Here is a 14,813-nt window from a genome sequence, read left to right as displayed (position 1 = left end):
AAACTACAGCGATGCGGAAGCCGTCGTCACAAGGCTGCGCGCCAACACAACCCCACCAGCCAGGATCAGGCCCACGCCGGCGGCGCGGCTGAGCCATAGGCTGCGGGGCAGCAGTTTCTCGAAGGCGACATAGATCGCGACCGCTGCGATCCACAGCAGGTTCATCACGCCGGCAACGAACAGCAGCGCCATGAGAAACCAGCAACAGCCGACACAGTAGCTGCCGTGCCGGAAACCCATTCGCAGAGCTCCGATGGCACCCGGTTGCCAGTGGCGACTCAGGAACAACACCGGATTCTGGCAGTACCGCAGGCAGGCGCGCTTGATCGGCGTGAGCTGATAGAGCCCGGCGGCAAGCAGGATGATGCCGGCGAGCATGCTGCTGGTGCTCGCCATCATGCCGGACAGCAACCCGGCCTGGTCGAGTGCCCACTGCACCGCGACCGCGGCCAGGCTGAAGCCGGACCATATCAGGAGATAGCCGGCGAGAAAGAGCCAGCTTGAGATGACAGGATTCTCCGTTGCCTGCCTCCGCTTGATTGCCGTGAACAGCAGCACCATCGGCGCCGCGCTCGGCACCATCATCGCGACCATCATCACCCACCACATCGCGAACATCAGCGCGGCCTGCGAGGGCGACCACGGCTCCGGGTCCATGGGCATATCGGCCATGCTCATGTCGATGCCGGCGCCGGCGACCAGATAGCCCCAGGCGAAGGCAACCACGGTAGCCATGCTGAATGCCACGATCAGGCGATCGTGGCGCAAGGTCTGTTCAAGCGCAGAGGTCCCGGACATGGACTTAACCTCCGCCACGGTAACGCCACGTCGAATGCAGCGTCAGGCCGCGACGCCCTCCGGCGTCTGGACGACGTTCGCCAGCGAACTGTGCGACCCCTTGGTGTCGAACTTGATCGCGCCCGTCGAGCGGATGTTGGCCGAGGCAATCTCGGCAACGCGGTGTTCGAAGCCCTCGGGCATCACGACCTGAATGCGATGCGGCTGCCCGGTCACCGGATTCTTGATCGGCTCGACTTCGGTCTCCAGCACGCCCTTGGCCACGACACGCGCGACGCGTCCGTCCTTGTCGAACGAAAACTCGAACGGCACAAACACCGGTTCATGGATTTTCGTCACGATCAGGCTGAAGATATGAAACAGCGTGCCTTCAGCGGAATGCTTGCCCGACATGATGTTGAAAAGGCCTTCGCGCTGCTCAGCCGTGGCGCGCTCGTCGATGATCGGCTGCATCTGGCCATTGCCTTCATGCAGCGCTCCGGGAAAATCAACCGTAACCGCGAAAACTAGGCCGTCGAGGCTGGTGCTCTCGAAATGTCCTTTGGTGATCCGCATGCCGACCAGGCCCTTGCAATAGCCCTGGCTCGGCCGCGCGTTGAAATCGCACGGACAGCCAAACGCGCAATTGCAGTTCTTGATCCATTCGCCTTCGAGACGCCAGTCAGATGTCGCCATTGCACACCTCCGATTTGCGTTGTCGATCGGACTGCAGCCGCTTGACTTTGCTTGCCGGCGTCGAATGCACGATCGGTGCGGCCGGGTCGCGATCAAGGCACCATGGCAAGTGGCGTCTAGCGACGTGCTGTCCCAGCGATGCGAGCTTACCTCCTTTGTGCGCGCGGGGACAGCAGCGCCGACGGCCACCTCGCGATAATGTGCCCGCCGGCCGGATGCTAGCCGCGGTCGCGCAGGCTCGCCTCGAGTCGTCCCAACTCAGTTGCCAGATCCCGCTCCACATCAGCGACCCGCATCTCGATTACGCGGTAATCCCTCGCCTCCAGCCACGCCTGCCGCCCAGCGCGGTCGGCCACAATCGCCTCGGTCTCGTTCGGATTGACCAGTTCGATAGCGAGGCGATGCACGAAGGACACGAAGTCGGGGATATGGCGCCCGACCGGGGTCTGGCGCTTGAACTGGCCGGCGAAACGGCGGTCGCGGGTCAGTGCCTGCCACAATATCCGCTCGGCATCGGTCGGGTTGCGCCGGAGCAACCGGGCGAGCCCTCGCACGGTCGAGCTGTCGCCAGGCACCGCCGGCCCCTGCCCGTGCTCGGCCAACAGCGCCCGCAGCCGCGTCGCCTGTTCGCCGTCGAGCACGCCGCCCTTGGCCGGACCCTTGCGTCCCTCGGCGATCGCCATCACCACCCCGTGCAGGGTGTGCATGTCCTGCTTGGTCGGGTCCATCCGGGTGAAGATGTTGCGCAGGTTCACCAGCATGGTCTCGCGCTTCTCGCGCGGGCGGAGGAATTCGGCCTTGTCGAGTTCCCGAACCAGATTGTCGAAGAAGGCCTGCATCTGATGTTGCGACGCCGGTTCCGACCGCTCTGGCATCGCGAATGGCAACGTGCCGCCGGTCGACAGCTTGAACCACTCGTAGCCGATCAACAGCACCGCCTGCGCCAGATTGAGCGACGCGAATCCCGGATTGACCGGAAAGGTGATGATCCGGTTGGCGAGCGCCACCTCCTCGTTTTGCAGTCCGTAGCGCTCGCGGCCGAACAGGATACCGGCCCCGCCGCCGGCTCCGACATGTGCCACGATCTCGCGTGCGGCCTTCTCAGGCCCAACCACCGGCTTGGCCTGGTCGTGGGCGCGCGCGGTGGTGGCGAATAGCAGCGTCAGATCAGCCACCGCCTGTTCCACCGTGTCGAACAACTGCACCTGCTCCAGAATCTGGTCGGCGCCGGCCGCCGCCCGCTGCGCCGCGATGTTCGGCCAGCCGTCGCGCGGATTGACGATCCGCAGACGCGACAGCGCGAAATTGCCCATCGCGCGCGCGGCCATGCCGATATTCTCGCCGAGCTGCGGCTCGACGAGGATCACAATTGGCCCGGCCAAGTCCAAACCAGTCTTGGTTTTATCGGTGCCGGACATGTCTCGACTTCACTTTCTGATTCAACTTCCAAAGATCTTGAATCGGCTTGCCAAGCGCCTGATCCAAAGCCTCATGGTTGGCCGCTTTTCACCAAAGCGGCCAGAATTCTCAAGCAAAATAATGAGGTTAGTATCGTGGTTTGACGTTCGGTCAAAGCCTCCAAATGCGGCTCTTTGCGGTGAAGAAGGCTCGATCTGCCAAGTTAGCGCATGCCTCCTCACTTTCCCGAATGTCGGCATTGGGCGGCGGTTTGATCCAACGCTGTGCGGCCAGACACCGTGTCCCGGACGCGGTGCAGCGCTTGGAGCAGCACCGCAGAGCCGGGACCCACCGCCGCCACGTGTGCGCCCCGACTCAGCAGCGCATCACTTCGAGCTGCTCAGCATCCGGGGAACGCGGCTTCAACCGCACTGCCCCCATGCATTCCGCGCCTGAAAGATGGGCTAAAAGTCGGACCTGCCCCAGCTTCCGCCGACCGATTTGCGGTGCTATAGCCCGCCCATAATCACCCACCCCGCCCCAAACGCGCGGTTTTCCGAGAAAAGGCCCCCTCCGTCATGGCAAAAATCAAGGTGACCAACCCCGTCGTCGAACTCGATGGCGACGAGATGACCCGGATCATCTGGCAGTACATCAAGGACAAGCTGATCAACCCGTTCCTGGATGTCGAGCTGTTGTATTTTGACCTCGGAATGGAATACCGCGACCAGACCAACGACCAGGTCACGATCGACGCCGCCAACGCCATCAAGAAGGTCGGCGTCGGCGTCAAATGCGCCACCATCACCCCTGATGAAGCCCGGGTGAAGGAATTCGGCTTGAAGGAGATGTGGAAGTCGCCGAACGGCACCATCCGCAACATCCTCGGCGGCGTCATCTTCCGCGAGCCGATCATCTGCAAGAACGTGCCGCGCCTGGTTCCCGGCTGGACCAAGCCGATCATCATCGGCCGCCACGCCTTTGGCGACCAGTACCGCGCCACCGACTTCAAGTTCCCCGGCAAGGGCGCGCTGACGATGAAGTTCGTCGGCGAGGACGGCACCATCATCGAGAAGGAAGTCTTCAAGGCGCCCGATGCGGGCGTCGCGATGGGGATGTACAACCTCGACGATTCCATCATCGACTTCGCCCGCGCCTCCTTCAATTACGGCCTGCTGCGCGGCTACCCCGTCTACCTCTCGACCAAGAACACGATTCTCAAGGTCTATGACGGCCGCTTCAAGGACATCTTCCAGGACGTCTACGACCGCGAGTTCAAGAAGGAATTCGAGGCCAAGCGGCTCACCTACGAACACCGCCTGATCGACGACATGGTGGCTTCCGCGCTGAAATGGTCCGGCGGCTACGTCTGGGCCTGCAAGAACTACGACGGCGACGTGCAGTCGGATACGGTGGCGCAGGGCTACGGCTCGCTCGGCCTGATGACTTCGGTGCTGCTGACACCGGACGGCAAGACGGTGGAAGCTGAAGCCGCGCACGGCACGGTGACCCGGCACTACCGTGAGCACCAGAAGGGCAAGGAGACCTCGACCAACTCGATCGCGTCGATCTTCGCCTGGACCCGCGGCCTCGCCCACCGCGCCAAGCTCGACAACAACCCGCAGCTCGCGAAATTCGCCGACACGCTGGAAAAGGTCTGCGTTGCGACCGTCGAGGAAGGCTACATGACCAAGGACCTCGCGCTTTTGGTCGGTGCCGATCAGCGCTGGCTGTCCACGACCGGCTTCCTCGACAAGGTCGCGGCCAATCTCGAGAAGGCGATGGCGGCATAGGCCGCCTTCGTATTCCGCGAAGTCCTATCCACGTCATTGCGAGGAGCAAAGCGAAGCAATCCATTTCTTAGCCTGCGGCACCAAGGATTGCTTCGCTGCGCTCGCAATGACGGAGACTAACGACGGAGCGCCGCAATGTCGCTGCTTAGAAGTACTGCAGTTACGATTCTCTCGTTGTTGGCGTCGCTTTCAACCGCCTCCACCCAGACGCCGCTTCCCGATGCCATCGCGGCGCCGGGAGAAAAAACCGTGCTCACCCTCCACGCCGAAGGCGCGCAGGTCTACGAATGCAGGGCCGGCAACGACGGCAAGCTGGCCTGGACATTCCGCGAGCCGATCGCGACGCTGCTGCTCGACGGCAAGACCGTCGGTCGGCACTACACCGGGCCGAACTGGGAGCACATCGACTCTAGCGCCGTCGTCGGCAAGGCCGTCGGCAATGCGCCCGGCGCAACGCCGAACGATATTCCATGGCTGAAGCTGGAAGTGACGTCCGGCCGCGGCACCGGCATCCTCTCCGGCGTCACTACGGTGCAGCGGATCAACACGTCGGGCGGAAAACTCGAAGGCGCCTGCGATAAGGCGGGGAACTATCGCAACGTGCCCTACTCCGCGGACTACGTATTCCTGCGCAAGAGCTGAACGCCTTCTCCGTCATGGCCGGAACACCTGACGCGAAGACGCGCATCGCGCGGTTTACCGGCTATGACGAGCTTCAAATGAGCCAGGGCTGCCGCTAACCCATCGCCACCCTGTCGCCCCGGTGCTCGCGTTCGTCGAGCCACATGGTGCCGAACGCGAACGCCAGCCAGCCGAGATTGTAGGCAAATCCTACTATCAGAACGACCCAGCCGGGTATCGGTCCGACTGCGGCTCGATCGACAAATTCCGCCAAGGTTGACGCAGGCGCCGGATGGATTGCGATCTTGCCGTAATAGGCAATCACCTGGACGGCGAGAATCCAGACGTAGTTGCGACGCAGCCGCCGCCCCGCTGCGCGGACAAACGAAATGTGGTGGCGAGGCGCGGTGTAGTCGCGCCCGAGTATCACCTGCCAGCTATCGTCGCGGGCTTCACCGGTGAATATCGGCGCGTAGAAATTCGTTTCCATCCACCGGGCTCGGGCGCGCCAGACATTGAAGTAGCGATAACGTCGCGCCTCCATGCCGAGAAACACGGCAATGAGCAAGCCTACGAGCAGGAGTGGCAGCGGTGAAGCTTCCGGGCTCGAAAAGGTCGTCGACAGGGCGATGCCCATTGTGACGATCGCCCAGTTCGTCGTGTTGTCGAGGCGCGTTCTCCAGATCGTCGAGCGGTAGACCTCGCCTCGGTAGAGATGTGCGATGGCGCCCATTTCAGCAGAATTGAAGGTGTGTTGGCGGTGTGTTTCGCTGGAAGCCGTGACAGACATGGCGGGACTCCGGTTGTCCGAACCGGGGATCGGCGGCGTTGACCGGGAGAGTCCACATCATCAACGCCGATGAACCTATCCGGAATTGTGACGCCCGCAACTATGCTCGCACCGGGGCCGAATTGCCAGCGACGGGCCGAGCCATAGAACGGTGCACCGCACATCACGACTTAGCGTCCGCATTGGGTCGTTCGTCGTGCGCTACAAAACGACGACGATCAAAGCACGACAGCTTCCCACTTGGCGTCATCTACTTCAGCGGAGAGAGACCTTCGCAATCCCGGTGAAGCCAAGTACACGGGCAGCCCCTGTGGATAGGTCTATGCACCGTCCCTTCACGAACGGACCACGATCATTTATCCGGACTGTGACACTTCGCCCGGTGGAATGTGAGGTGACTGTGACGTGAGAACCGAATGGTCTTGCACGATGCGCCGCGGTCATCACATTTGGATTCATCCGCTCCCCCGATGCGGTTCGGCCACCGCTGTAGCCATAGCGAGAAGCAATACAGGTTTCGGCGAATGCCGGCGCAGATAGACAGGTGAGCGCCAAGGCGGCGCATATCGGGCGGATCATCGTCACCTTCCAGGACCGAGGCTCAATTGGCGAGTTGCAAACTTTTCCCGGCCCTCTAAGTTCCAGCGGCGCAAGAACGAAGAAGCGGCACAGCATCGCGCGGTAACAGGATCATCTGAGCGCGGGAGAATGGCGGTATCCGGCGCAGGACTATGGTTCGATCGATTGGGGAATGTCCTGCGTGAGGCGCGACAGCGAGACGCCTTCAGATTCTTTCTGGCCGCTCTACGGACACTGCGATTAGGTTGGATGGCGTCATCGTAATCGGCGACGGCGAAATCTTAATGCCGCCGATAAACTTGAGTGCGAGCGTTGCAATAGTTGGCGCTTGCTTACCGCATTCTAGGCCCAACTCGCCGTTCAGCGCGGGCTCAGGGTGAATGTAGCGGCCGTCGGCACAATCGCCCTCAGGCGTCAGCCATCGCTTGTTCGATCGCCGACAGCGCTGCGTTCGCCTTGGCCCCGTCGGGGCCGCCGGCCTGCGCCATGTCGGGCCGGCCGCCGCCGCCCTTGCCGCCGAGCGCCTCGGAGCCCTTGCGCACCAGTTCGACGGCGTTGAATCGCGCCGTGAGATCGGCGGTGACGCCGACGACGATGCCGGCCTTGCCGTCCTCGGTGACGCCGACGATCGCGACCACGCCGGAGCCGATCTGCTTCTTGCCGTCGTCGACGAGGCTCTTCAGATCCTTGGTCTCGACGCCCTCGACCGCGCGGGCCAGCAGCTTGACGCCGCCCGCTTCGCGCACGCCGCCGGCCGCTGCGCCGTTGCCGGCGCCGCCGCCCATCGCGAGCTTCTTACGCGCATCCGACAAATCGCGCTCCAGCTTCTTGCGCTCTTCCATCAGCGCTGCGATGCGCGCCGGCATGTCGTCGACGCTGGTGCGCAGCTCGAACGCCGCCGTCTTCGCAATCGCCATCGTGTCGTTGGCATGCTTGCGCGCGTGACGTCCGGTCAGCGCCTCGATGCGGCGGACGCCTGAGGCCACCGCGCTTTCGCCGGTCACCGAGATCAAGCCAATATCCCCGGTGCGGCGCACATGGGTGCCGCCGCACAGTTCGACCGACCAGCCGAGCGCGTTCTGGCCGTGGGCGCGGGCCTGCTTGCCCATCGAGACCACGCGGACCTCGTCGCCGTATTTCTCGCCGAACAAGGCGCGCGCGCCGGCCTCGCGAGCATCGTCGACCGCCATCAGCCGTGTCGTGACCTCGTCGTTTTCGAGCACGACTTCGTTGGCGATGTCCTCGACGCGGGCGAGCTCTTCCGCCGTGATCGGCTTTGGATGCACGAAGTCGAAGCGCAGACGATCGGGCGCCACCAGCGAGCCGCGCTGGGCGATGTGATCCCCTAACACCTGGCGCAGCGCCTCATGCAGCAGGTGCGTCGCCGAGTGATGGGCGCGGATCGACGACCGGCGCGCATGATCGACCTCGAGCTGCAGCGCGGTGCCTGTCTTCAGCGTGCCCTGCTCCACTGTGCCTAGATGCACGAACAGATCGCCCGCCTTCTTCTGCGTGTCGGTGACGCGGAACTTGACGCCCTCGCCCGTCAGCAGACCGATGTCGCCGACCTGGCCGCCGGACTCCGCATAGAACGGCGTCTGGTTCAAAACGATCGCGCCGCTCTCGCCCGTTTTCAGGCTGTCGGCATCCCTGCCGTCCTTCACCAGCGCCGTCACCACGCCCTCGGCGCTCTCGGTGTCGTAGCCGAGGAATTCGGTGGCGCCGAGTTTTTCGCGCAACGGGAACCAGACGTTCTCGCTCGCCGCTTCGCCCGAGCCGGCCCACGACGCGCGCGCCTTCACGCGCTGCCGCTCCATCGCGTCCGAAAACGCCGCCTGATCGACGCTGATGCCGCGCGACTTCAGCGCGTCCTGTGTGAGATCCAGCGGGAAGCCGTAGGTGTCGTACAGCGTGAAGGCGGTATCGCCGTCGAACATGTCGCCCTTCTTCAGCCCGGCGCTCTTTTCGTCGAGGATCGCAAGGCCCCGCTCCAGCGTCTTGCGGAACCGGGTCTCTTCGAGCCGCAGCGTTTCCTCGATCAGCGTTTCGGCGCGCACCAGGTCCGGATAGGCCTGGCCCATCTCGCGCACCAGGGCCCAGACCAGACGATGCATCAGCGGCTCGCGCGCGCCGAGCAACTGCGCGTGGCGCATCGCGCGGCGCATGATCCGGCGCAGCACATAGCCGCGGCCTTCATTCGACGGCAGCACGCCGTCGGCGACGAGGAAGGCTGAAGAGCGTAGGTGGTCCGCGATGACCCGGAACGACGCGACGGTCTGCTCCTCCGGCCCGTGCCCTAGGGCGGACGCCGCGGCATCGATCAGATGACGGAAAAGATCGGTCTCGAAGACGCTGTCCACCCCCTGCAGGATGCAGGCCATGCGCTCCAGCCCCATGCCGGTATCGATCGACGGGCGCGGCAGCGCGACGCGCTCGTCCTTCGTCACCTGCTCGAATTGCATGAAGACCAGGTTCCAGAATTCAAGGAAGCGATCGCCGTCCTCTTCCGGGCTGCCCGGAGGCCCGCCCCAGATGTGCTCGCCGCGGTCGATGAATATTTCAGAGCACGGTCCGCACGGGCCGGTATCTCCCATGGCCCAGAAATTGTCCGAGGTCGCGATCCGGATGATGCGGTCGTCCGAAAAGCCCGCGATGTTCTTCCAGTGGCGCGCCGCCTCCTCGTCATCGTGGTAGATGGTGACGAGCAGCTTGTCCTTTTTCAGCCCGAACTCCTTGGTGATCAGGTTCCAGGCGAGCTCGATCGCACGCTCCTTGAAGTAATCGCCGAACGAGAAATTGCCGAGCATCTCGAAGAAGGTGAGATGCCGCGCGGTGTAGCCGACATTGTCGAGGTCGTTGTGCTTGCCGCCGGCGCGCACGCATTTCTGCGAGGTGGTAGCGCGCTGGTAGGGCCGCTTCTCGACGCCGGTGAAGACGTTCTTGAACTGCACCATGCCGGCGTTGGTGAACATCAGGGTCGGGTCGTTGCGCGGCACGAGCGGCGACGAGGCCACGATCTCGTGACCGTTCTCCGCAAAGAAATCCAAGAATTTAGACCTGATCTCGTTGACGCCGCTCATGTTCATCCAATCGGAAAAAAAGGGCCGGGTCAGGCTACAACCAGCCTTTAAACCTTCCGGCGGAACGCTTTTAGACAAGGCGGCCTGCGGTGTCCAGAAACTGTGCAGGCGGATCATAGGCTTGCCGCAGCACACAAGATGGGCGCGCAAGTCCCGTTGATAATGCTGCGGCTGCGTTGACAGGCTTGGCAGGGCTGTGTTTCCCTCTTATCTATAAGACGTCACGTCGGGAGAGATCGGCTTCAGCGCCGGCGCCGAAGGAGCAACCGCCCCGGAAACTCTCAGGCAAACGGACCGCGTGACGAAATAGCATCTGGAAAGTGACGCCGGGCTGCATTGGCCCAGGGCGTCCGCCGACGGGATAATACTCTCAGGCACAGCGACAGATGGGGCTTTCTTTGGGTTTTCGGAGGCTGGTCTCCGGAACCCATGAGGGCCTTAACGATGCTGGCACGCGACGCAACTCCCCTAAAACGCACCCCGTTCCACGCGCTCCATGTCGCGCGCGGCGGCAAAATGGTTGCCTTTGCGGGCTACGAGATGCCGGTGCAATTCCCGGCCGGCGTGCTCAGGGAACATCTGCATACGCGAAGCGCCGCCGGCCTGTTCGACGTCTCGCATATGGGCCAACTCACGCTGCGGGCGAAAACCGGCAAGGTCGAGGATGCGGCGCTGGCGCTGGAGCGGCTGGTGCCGCAGGACATCTTGGCCGTTGCGCCGGGACGGCAGCGCTACGCCCAGTTCACCAATAATGACGGCGGCATTCTCGACGATCTGATGGTGGCGAACTTCGGCGACCATCTGTTTCTGGTCGTCAACGCCGCCTGCAAGGCCGAGGACGAAGCGCACTTACGCGCTCATCTCTCGGATACCTGCATCATCGATTCGCTTAGCCAGCGCGGGCTGATCGCGCTGCAGGGGCCGAAAGCGGAATCGGTGCTGGCGAAGCTTGGCGCAGACGTTGCCGCCATGCGGTTCATGGATACCGGACCGCGCAAAATCGGCGCCTTCGACTGTTTCGTCTCGCGCTCCGGCTATACCGGCGAGGACGGTTTTGAGATTTCGGTGCCGGCCGAACAGGCCGAGGCGCTGGTGTCGCTACTGCTGGATAATCCGGACGTGCTGCCGATTGGCTTAGGGGCGCGCGACAGCCTGCGGCTGGAAGCCGGGCTCTGCCTCTACGGCCACGACCTCGACACCACGACGACGCCAGTCGAGGGCGCGCTGGAATGGTCGGTGCAAAAAAGCCGCCGCAGCGGCGGCGCCCGCGCCGGTGGCTTTCCGGGCGCGGAAAAAATCCTCTCACAATTTGAGAAAGGCGCATCGCGCCGCCGCGTCGGCTTGCGCGCGCAAGGCCGCGCGCCGGTGCGCGAAGGCGCGGTGCTATTCGCAGATAGCGCTTCAAGCGAGCCGGTCGGCAACGTCACCTCGGGCGGCTTCGGCCCGAGCCTCAATGCGCCGGTTGCGATGGGCTATCTGCCGACAGCGCTCGCCGCAAACGGCGCGCAGGTATTCGCCGAAGTGCGCGGCCAGCGCCTGCCGCTGCAGGTCGCAGCTATGCCCTTCGTTCCCAACACCTACAAACGCTGAACTTGCAAACGCTGAGGGAAGTTTTCATGACAACGTTGTTCACATCCGACCATGAGTGGCTCCGCATCGAGGGCGATGTCGCCACCATCGGCGTCACCGATTATGCGCAATCGCAGCTCGGCGACGTCGTGTTCGTCGAACTACCCAAGGTCGGCCGCGCGCTGAAGAAGGCCGAAGCCGCCGCCGTCGTTGAATCGGTGAAGGCAGCTTCCGACGTCTACGCGCCGATCTCCGGCGAGGTCATCGAGGTCAACGAAGCGCTCGCCGCCGAACCCGCACTGGTCAACTCCGACGCCGGCGGCAAGGCCTGGTTCTTCAAGCTGAAGATCGCGGACAAGAGCGAACTCGGCGGCCTGATGGATGAGGCCGCCTACAAGGCCCACACGGCGTGATGATGAGGCACTCCGCCACCACACACTCACTGTCATCGCCCGGCCTTGTGCGCAATTGCGCACTGGGACCGGGCGACCCAGTACGCCGGGAATTCTCGATTCAATCGCTGACGTCACGGCGTACTGGATGCCCCGCCTTCGCGGGGCACGACGACGAATAACGAGGAAAGACCCATGAACGCGCCGCTCAAAACCACCGCCGAAGCCGCCACCGATTTCGTGCGCCGACACATCGGCCCCTCGACCCGCGACGTCAGTGCGATGCTGGAGAGCGTCGGCGCGAACAGCCTCGCCGAGCTGATGAGCCAGACGCTACCGTCCTCGATCCGGCAGAAGGCGCCGCTCGATCTGGGTCCAGCGTTGAGCGAGACCGAAGCGCTTTCGCATATGCGCGAGCTCGCCGCGCAGAACCAGGTGTTCACCTCGCTGATCGGCCAAGGCTATTCCGGCACGATCCTGCCCGCGGTGATCCAGCGCAACATTCTGGAGAACCCGGCCTGGTACACGGCCTATACGCCGTATCAGCCGGAGATCAGCCAGGGCCGGCTGGAGGCGCTGTTCAACTTCCAGACCATGATCTGCGACCTCACCGGGCTCGACGTCGCCAATGCCTCGCTGCTCGATGAAGGCACCGCCGCAGCGGAAGCGATGGCGCTGGCCGAGCGCGCCTCGCAGGTGAAGACAAAATCGTTCTTCGTCGATGCGGAGGTGCATCCGCAGACGCTCGCGGTGCTGCGCACCCGCGCCGAGCCGCTGGGCTGGAATCTCGTCGTCGGCGATCCCCTTGCCGATCTCGAAGGCGCGGATGTGTTCGGCGGCCTGCTGCAGTATCCGGGAACGACGGGCGCGGTGCGCGACCTGCGGCCGGCGATCTCGGCGCTGCGTGCCAAGGGCGCGCTTGCAGTGGTTGCCGCCGATCTGCTGGCGCTGACGCTGATCGCTTCCCCCGGTGAGCTTGGCGCCGACATCGCCATCGGCTCGGCGCAGCGTTTTGGCGTGCCGATGGGTTATGGCGGCCCGCATGCGGCCTACATGTCGGTGCGTGACGCGCTAAAGCGCTCGCTGCCCGGCCGCATCGTCGGCCTGTCGGTGGATTCGCGGGGGCAGCCGGCCTATCGGCTGGCGCTGCAGACCCGCGAGCAGCATATCCGCCGCGAGAAGGCCACCTCCAACATCTGCACCGCGCAGGTGCTGCTGGCGGTGATCGCCTCGATGTACGCGGTCTATCACGGGCCGGAGGGGCTGACGCATATCGCGCGCACCATCCACCGGCGCGCAGCGGTGCTGGCGGCGGGACTGACAAAACTCGGCTATGCGCCGACGTCGCAAGCGTTCTTCGATACGATCACGGTAGCCGCGGGCGCGAAGCAGAGCGAAATCGTTGCACGCGCGCTCGCCGAGAAGATCAATCTGCGGATCGGTGATGGCACGCTCGGCATCGCCGTCGACGAGACCACGACGCCTGCGATCGTCGAGGCGGTGTGGCGCGCCTTCGGCGATAAGCTGTCCTATGCGGACGTCGAGTTGAACGCGCGCGAGACGTTGCCTGTCACGCTGAAGCGCGACAGCGCCTTCCTCATTCATCCCGTGTTCCACACGCACCGTTCCGAGACCGAGCTGCTGCGCTACATGCGCAAGCTCAGCGATCGCGACCTCGCGCTCGACCGCGCCATGATCCCGCTCGGCTCCTGCACCATGAAGCTGAACGCGACCACGGAGATGATCCCGCTGACCTGGCCCGAATTCGGCTCGCTCCATCCGTTCGCCCCGCGCGAACAAGCCGCCGGCTATCACGCGCTGTTTGCGCGCCTTGAAAAATGGCTGTGCGACATCACCGGCTATGACGCGATCTCGCTGCAGCCGAATTCCGGCGCGCAGGGCGAATATGCCGGGCTGCTGGCGATCCGCGCCTATCACGCCGCGCGCGGCGAGCCGCATCGCAAGGTGTGCCTGATCCCCTCCTCCGCACACGGCACCAATCCGGCCTCGGCCCACATGGCCGGCATGGAAGTGGTGGTGACCGCCTGCGACGCGCGCGGCGACGTCGATGTCGACGACCTCCGCGCCAAGGCGGAGAAGCATTCGAAAAGTCTCGCCGCCGTCATGATCACCTATCCCTCGACCCATGGCGTGTTCGAGGAACACATCACGGAGATCTGCGACATCGTGCACAGCCATGGCGGCCAGGTCTATCTCGACGGCGCCAACATGAACGCGCAGGTCGGTCTCTCACGCCCCGGCGATTACGGCGCGGACGTCTCGCATCTCAATTTGCACAAGACCTTCTGCATCCCGCACGGCGGCGGCGGCCCGGGCATGGGCCCGATCGGCGTCAAGGCGCATCTCGCCCCCTACCTGCCCGGCCATCCCGCAACCGACGGCGCCGTGCCGCATGCCATCGGCCCGGTGTCGGCGGCTCCATCAGGCTCGGCGTCGATCCTGACCATTTCCTACATCTACATCCTGATGATGGGTGGCGAAGGCCTGACGCGCGCCACTGAAATGGCGATCCTCAATGCCAACTACATCGGCAGCCGGCTCGATCCGCATTTCCCGGTGTTGTACAGGAATGCCAAGGGCCGCGTCGCGCATGAATGCATCGTCGATCCCCGCCCGCTGAAGACGACCAGCGGCGTCACCGTCGATGACATTGCAAAACGGCTGATCGACTACGGCTTCCACGCCCCGACCATGAGTTTTCCGGTGCCGGGCACGCTGATGATCGAGCCGACCGAATCGGAATCGAAGGCGGAGCTCGATCGGTTCTGCGACGCCATGATCGCGATCCGGAGCGAGATCACGGAGATCGAGATCGGCCGCTGGAAGGTCGAAGCCTCGCCCTTGCGCCACGCCCCGCACACCGTGCACGACATTGTCGATGATGCATGGAGCCGCCCCTATAGCCGCGCCACCGGTTGTTTCCCCGATGGCGTCTCGCGCACGGACAAATATTGGAGCCCGGTGGGACGGGTCGACAATGTCTATGGCGACCGCAATCTGGTGTGCTCGTGCCCGCCGGTGGCGGACTACGCGCAAGCCGCGGAGTAGCTTCGTAGGATGGGTGGAGTCATCGGGCCGGCCAAAGGCCGGACCCGGT

Annotated in this window: 11 protein-coding genes and 2 riboswitches; of the genes, 5 read left to right on the top strand and 6 right to left on the bottom strand. The window is 64.0% G+C overall.

Annotated elements, in window-relative coordinates; translation table 11 throughout:
* Positions 1-3 precede the first annotated feature (3 nt).
* From LMTR13_RS15340 to LMTR13_RS15330, 3 genes are all read right to left on the bottom strand, one after another.
* Positions 4-798 carry a DUF2182 domain-containing protein gene (locus LMTR13_RS15340; RefSeq protein ID WP_065728601.1) on the bottom strand — a complete coding sequence of 265 codons (795 nt, stop codon included), beginning with the start codon at positions 796-798 and terminating at the stop codon, positions 4-6.
* Positions 799-840: 42 nt separating this feature from the next.
* Positions 841-1,473 carry a DUF1326 domain-containing protein gene (locus LMTR13_RS15335; protein ID WP_065728600.1) on the bottom strand — a complete coding sequence of 211 codons (633 nt, stop codon included), beginning with the start codon at positions 1,471-1,473 and terminating at the stop codon, positions 841-843.
* A gap of 218 nt (positions 1,474-1,691) precedes the next feature.
* Positions 1,692-2,891 carry a TrmJ/YjtD family RNA methyltransferase gene (locus LMTR13_RS15330; RefSeq protein WP_065728599.1) on the bottom strand — a complete coding sequence of 400 codons (1,200 nt, stop codon included), beginning with the start codon at positions 2,889-2,891 and terminating at the stop codon, positions 1,692-1,694.
* A 558-nt stretch (positions 2,892-3,449) separates the two neighbouring features.
* Between LMTR13_RS15330 and LMTR13_RS15325 the strand changes: the two genes are divergently transcribed.
* Both LMTR13_RS15325 and LMTR13_RS15320 read left to right on the top strand, forming a co-directional pair.
* Positions 3,450-4,664, top strand: a complete 1,215-nt coding sequence (locus LMTR13_RS15325) for an NADP-dependent isocitrate dehydrogenase (RefSeq protein ID WP_065728598.1) — start codon at positions 3,450-3,452, stop codon at positions 4,662-4,664.
* A 135-nt stretch (positions 4,665-4,799) separates the two neighbouring features.
* Positions 4,800-5,306: a DUF3455 domain-containing protein gene (locus tag LMTR13_RS15320; protein ID WP_065728597.1), complete on the top strand. Its 507-nt coding sequence runs from the start codon at positions 4,800-4,802 to the stop codon at positions 5,304-5,306.
* Positions 5,307-5,400: 94 nt separating this feature from the next.
* Here LMTR13_RS15320 and LMTR13_RS15315 read toward each other — a convergent pair whose 3' ends face one another.
* The 3 genes from LMTR13_RS15315 to alaS all read right to left on the bottom strand — a co-directional run bounded on the left by LMTR13_RS15315 (position 5,401) and on the right by alaS (position 9,734).
* Positions 5,401-6,075, bottom strand: a complete 675-nt coding sequence (locus tag LMTR13_RS15315) for a DUF2270 domain-containing protein (RefSeq protein ID WP_065728596.1) — start codon at positions 6,073-6,075, stop codon at positions 5,401-5,403.
* Positions 6,076-6,330: 255 nt separating this feature from the next.
* Entirely contained in the window at positions 6,331-6,654 is a 324-nt protein-coding gene (locus tag LMTR13_RS39320; protein ID WP_083219062.1) for a septal ring lytic transglycosylase RlpA family protein, read from the bottom strand.
* A 407-nt stretch (positions 6,655-7,061) separates the two neighbouring features.
* Positions 7,062-9,734 (bottom strand): alanine--tRNA ligase, encoded by a 2,673-nt coding sequence (alaS, locus tag LMTR13_RS15310; RefSeq protein ID WP_065732712.1) that lies wholly within the window; start codon positions 9,732-9,734, stop codon positions 7,062-7,064.
* Between the two features lie 216 nt (positions 9,735-9,950).
* Positions 9,951-10,041: riboswitch (glycine riboswitch) on the top strand.
* 3 nt (positions 10,042-10,044) lie between these two features.
* Positions 10,045-10,123, top strand: a riboswitch (glycine riboswitch).
* Positions 10,124-10,178: 55 nt separating this feature from the next.
* Between alaS and gcvT the strand changes: the two genes are divergently transcribed.
* The 3 genes from gcvT to gcvP all read left to right on the top strand — a co-directional run bounded on the left by gcvT (position 10,179) and on the right by gcvP (position 14,764).
* Positions 10,179-11,324, top strand: a complete 1,146-nt coding sequence (gene gcvT / locus LMTR13_RS15305; RefSeq protein WP_065728595.1) for a glycine cleavage system aminomethyltransferase GcvT — start codon at positions 10,179-10,181, stop codon at positions 11,322-11,324.
* Positions 11,325-11,350: 26 nt separating this feature from the next.
* The gene (gene gcvH, locus LMTR13_RS15300; protein ID WP_065728594.1) at positions 11,351-11,716 is read left to right on the top strand and encodes a glycine cleavage system protein GcvH; all 366 of its coding nucleotides are present in this window, start codon (positions 11,351-11,353) and stop codon (positions 11,714-11,716) included.
* Positions 11,717-11,890: 174 nt separating this feature from the next.
* Positions 11,891-14,764, top strand: coding sequence for an aminomethyl-transferring glycine dehydrogenase (gene gcvP, locus LMTR13_RS15295; protein WP_065728593.1), 2,874 nt, complete (start codon positions 11,891-11,893; stop codon positions 14,762-14,764).
* The last annotated feature ends 49 nt before the right edge of the window (positions 14,765-14,813 follow it).

The organism is Bradyrhizobium icense, assembly GCF_001693385.1.
GTDB classification, from domain to species: Bacteria; Pseudomonadota; Alphaproteobacteria; order Rhizobiales; family Xanthobacteraceae; genus Bradyrhizobium; species Bradyrhizobium icense.
The sequence above is the reverse complement of the archived record's forward strand: the minus strand, read 5'-3'. Positions and strand labels throughout refer to the sequence as shown.

Coding starts and splice junctions, on each gene's coding strand:
- LMTR13_RS15340 (WP_065728601.1), bottom strand. CDS start 798: ATGTCCGGGACCTCTGCGCTTGAACAGACCTTGCGCCACGATCGCCTG.
- LMTR13_RS15335 (WP_065728600.1), bottom strand. CDS start 1,473: ATGGCGACATCTGACTGGCGTCTCGAAGGCGAATGGATCAAGAACTGC.
- LMTR13_RS15330 (WP_065728599.1), bottom strand. CDS start 2,891: ATGTCCGGCACCGATAAAACCAAGACTGGTTTGGACTTGGCCGGGCCA.
- LMTR13_RS15325 (WP_065728598.1), top strand. CDS start 3,450: ATGGCAAAAATCAAGGTGACCAACCCCGTCGTCGAACTCGATGGCGAC.
- LMTR13_RS15320 (WP_065728597.1), top strand. CDS start 4,800: ATGTCGCTGCTTAGAAGTACTGCAGTTACGATTCTCTCGTTGTTGGCG.
- LMTR13_RS15315 (WP_065728596.1), bottom strand. CDS start 6,075: ATGTCTGTCACGGCTTCCAGCGAAACACACCGCCAACACACCTTCAAT.
- LMTR13_RS39320 (WP_083219062.1), bottom strand. CDS start 6,654: ATGATCCGCCCGATATGCGCCGCCTTGGCGCTCACCTGTCTATCTGCG.
- alaS (WP_065732712.1), bottom strand. CDS start 9,734: ATGAGCGGCGTCAACGAGATCAGGTCTAAATTCTTGGATTTCTTTGCG.
- gcvT (WP_065728595.1), top strand. CDS start 10,179: ATGCTGGCACGCGACGCAACTCCCCTAAAACGCACCCCGTTCCACGCG.
- gcvH (WP_065728594.1), top strand. CDS start 11,351: ATGACAACGTTGTTCACATCCGACCATGAGTGGCTCCGCATCGAGGGC.
- gcvP (WP_065728593.1), top strand. CDS start 11,891: ATGAACGCGCCGCTCAAAACCACCGCCGAAGCCGCCACCGATTTCGTG.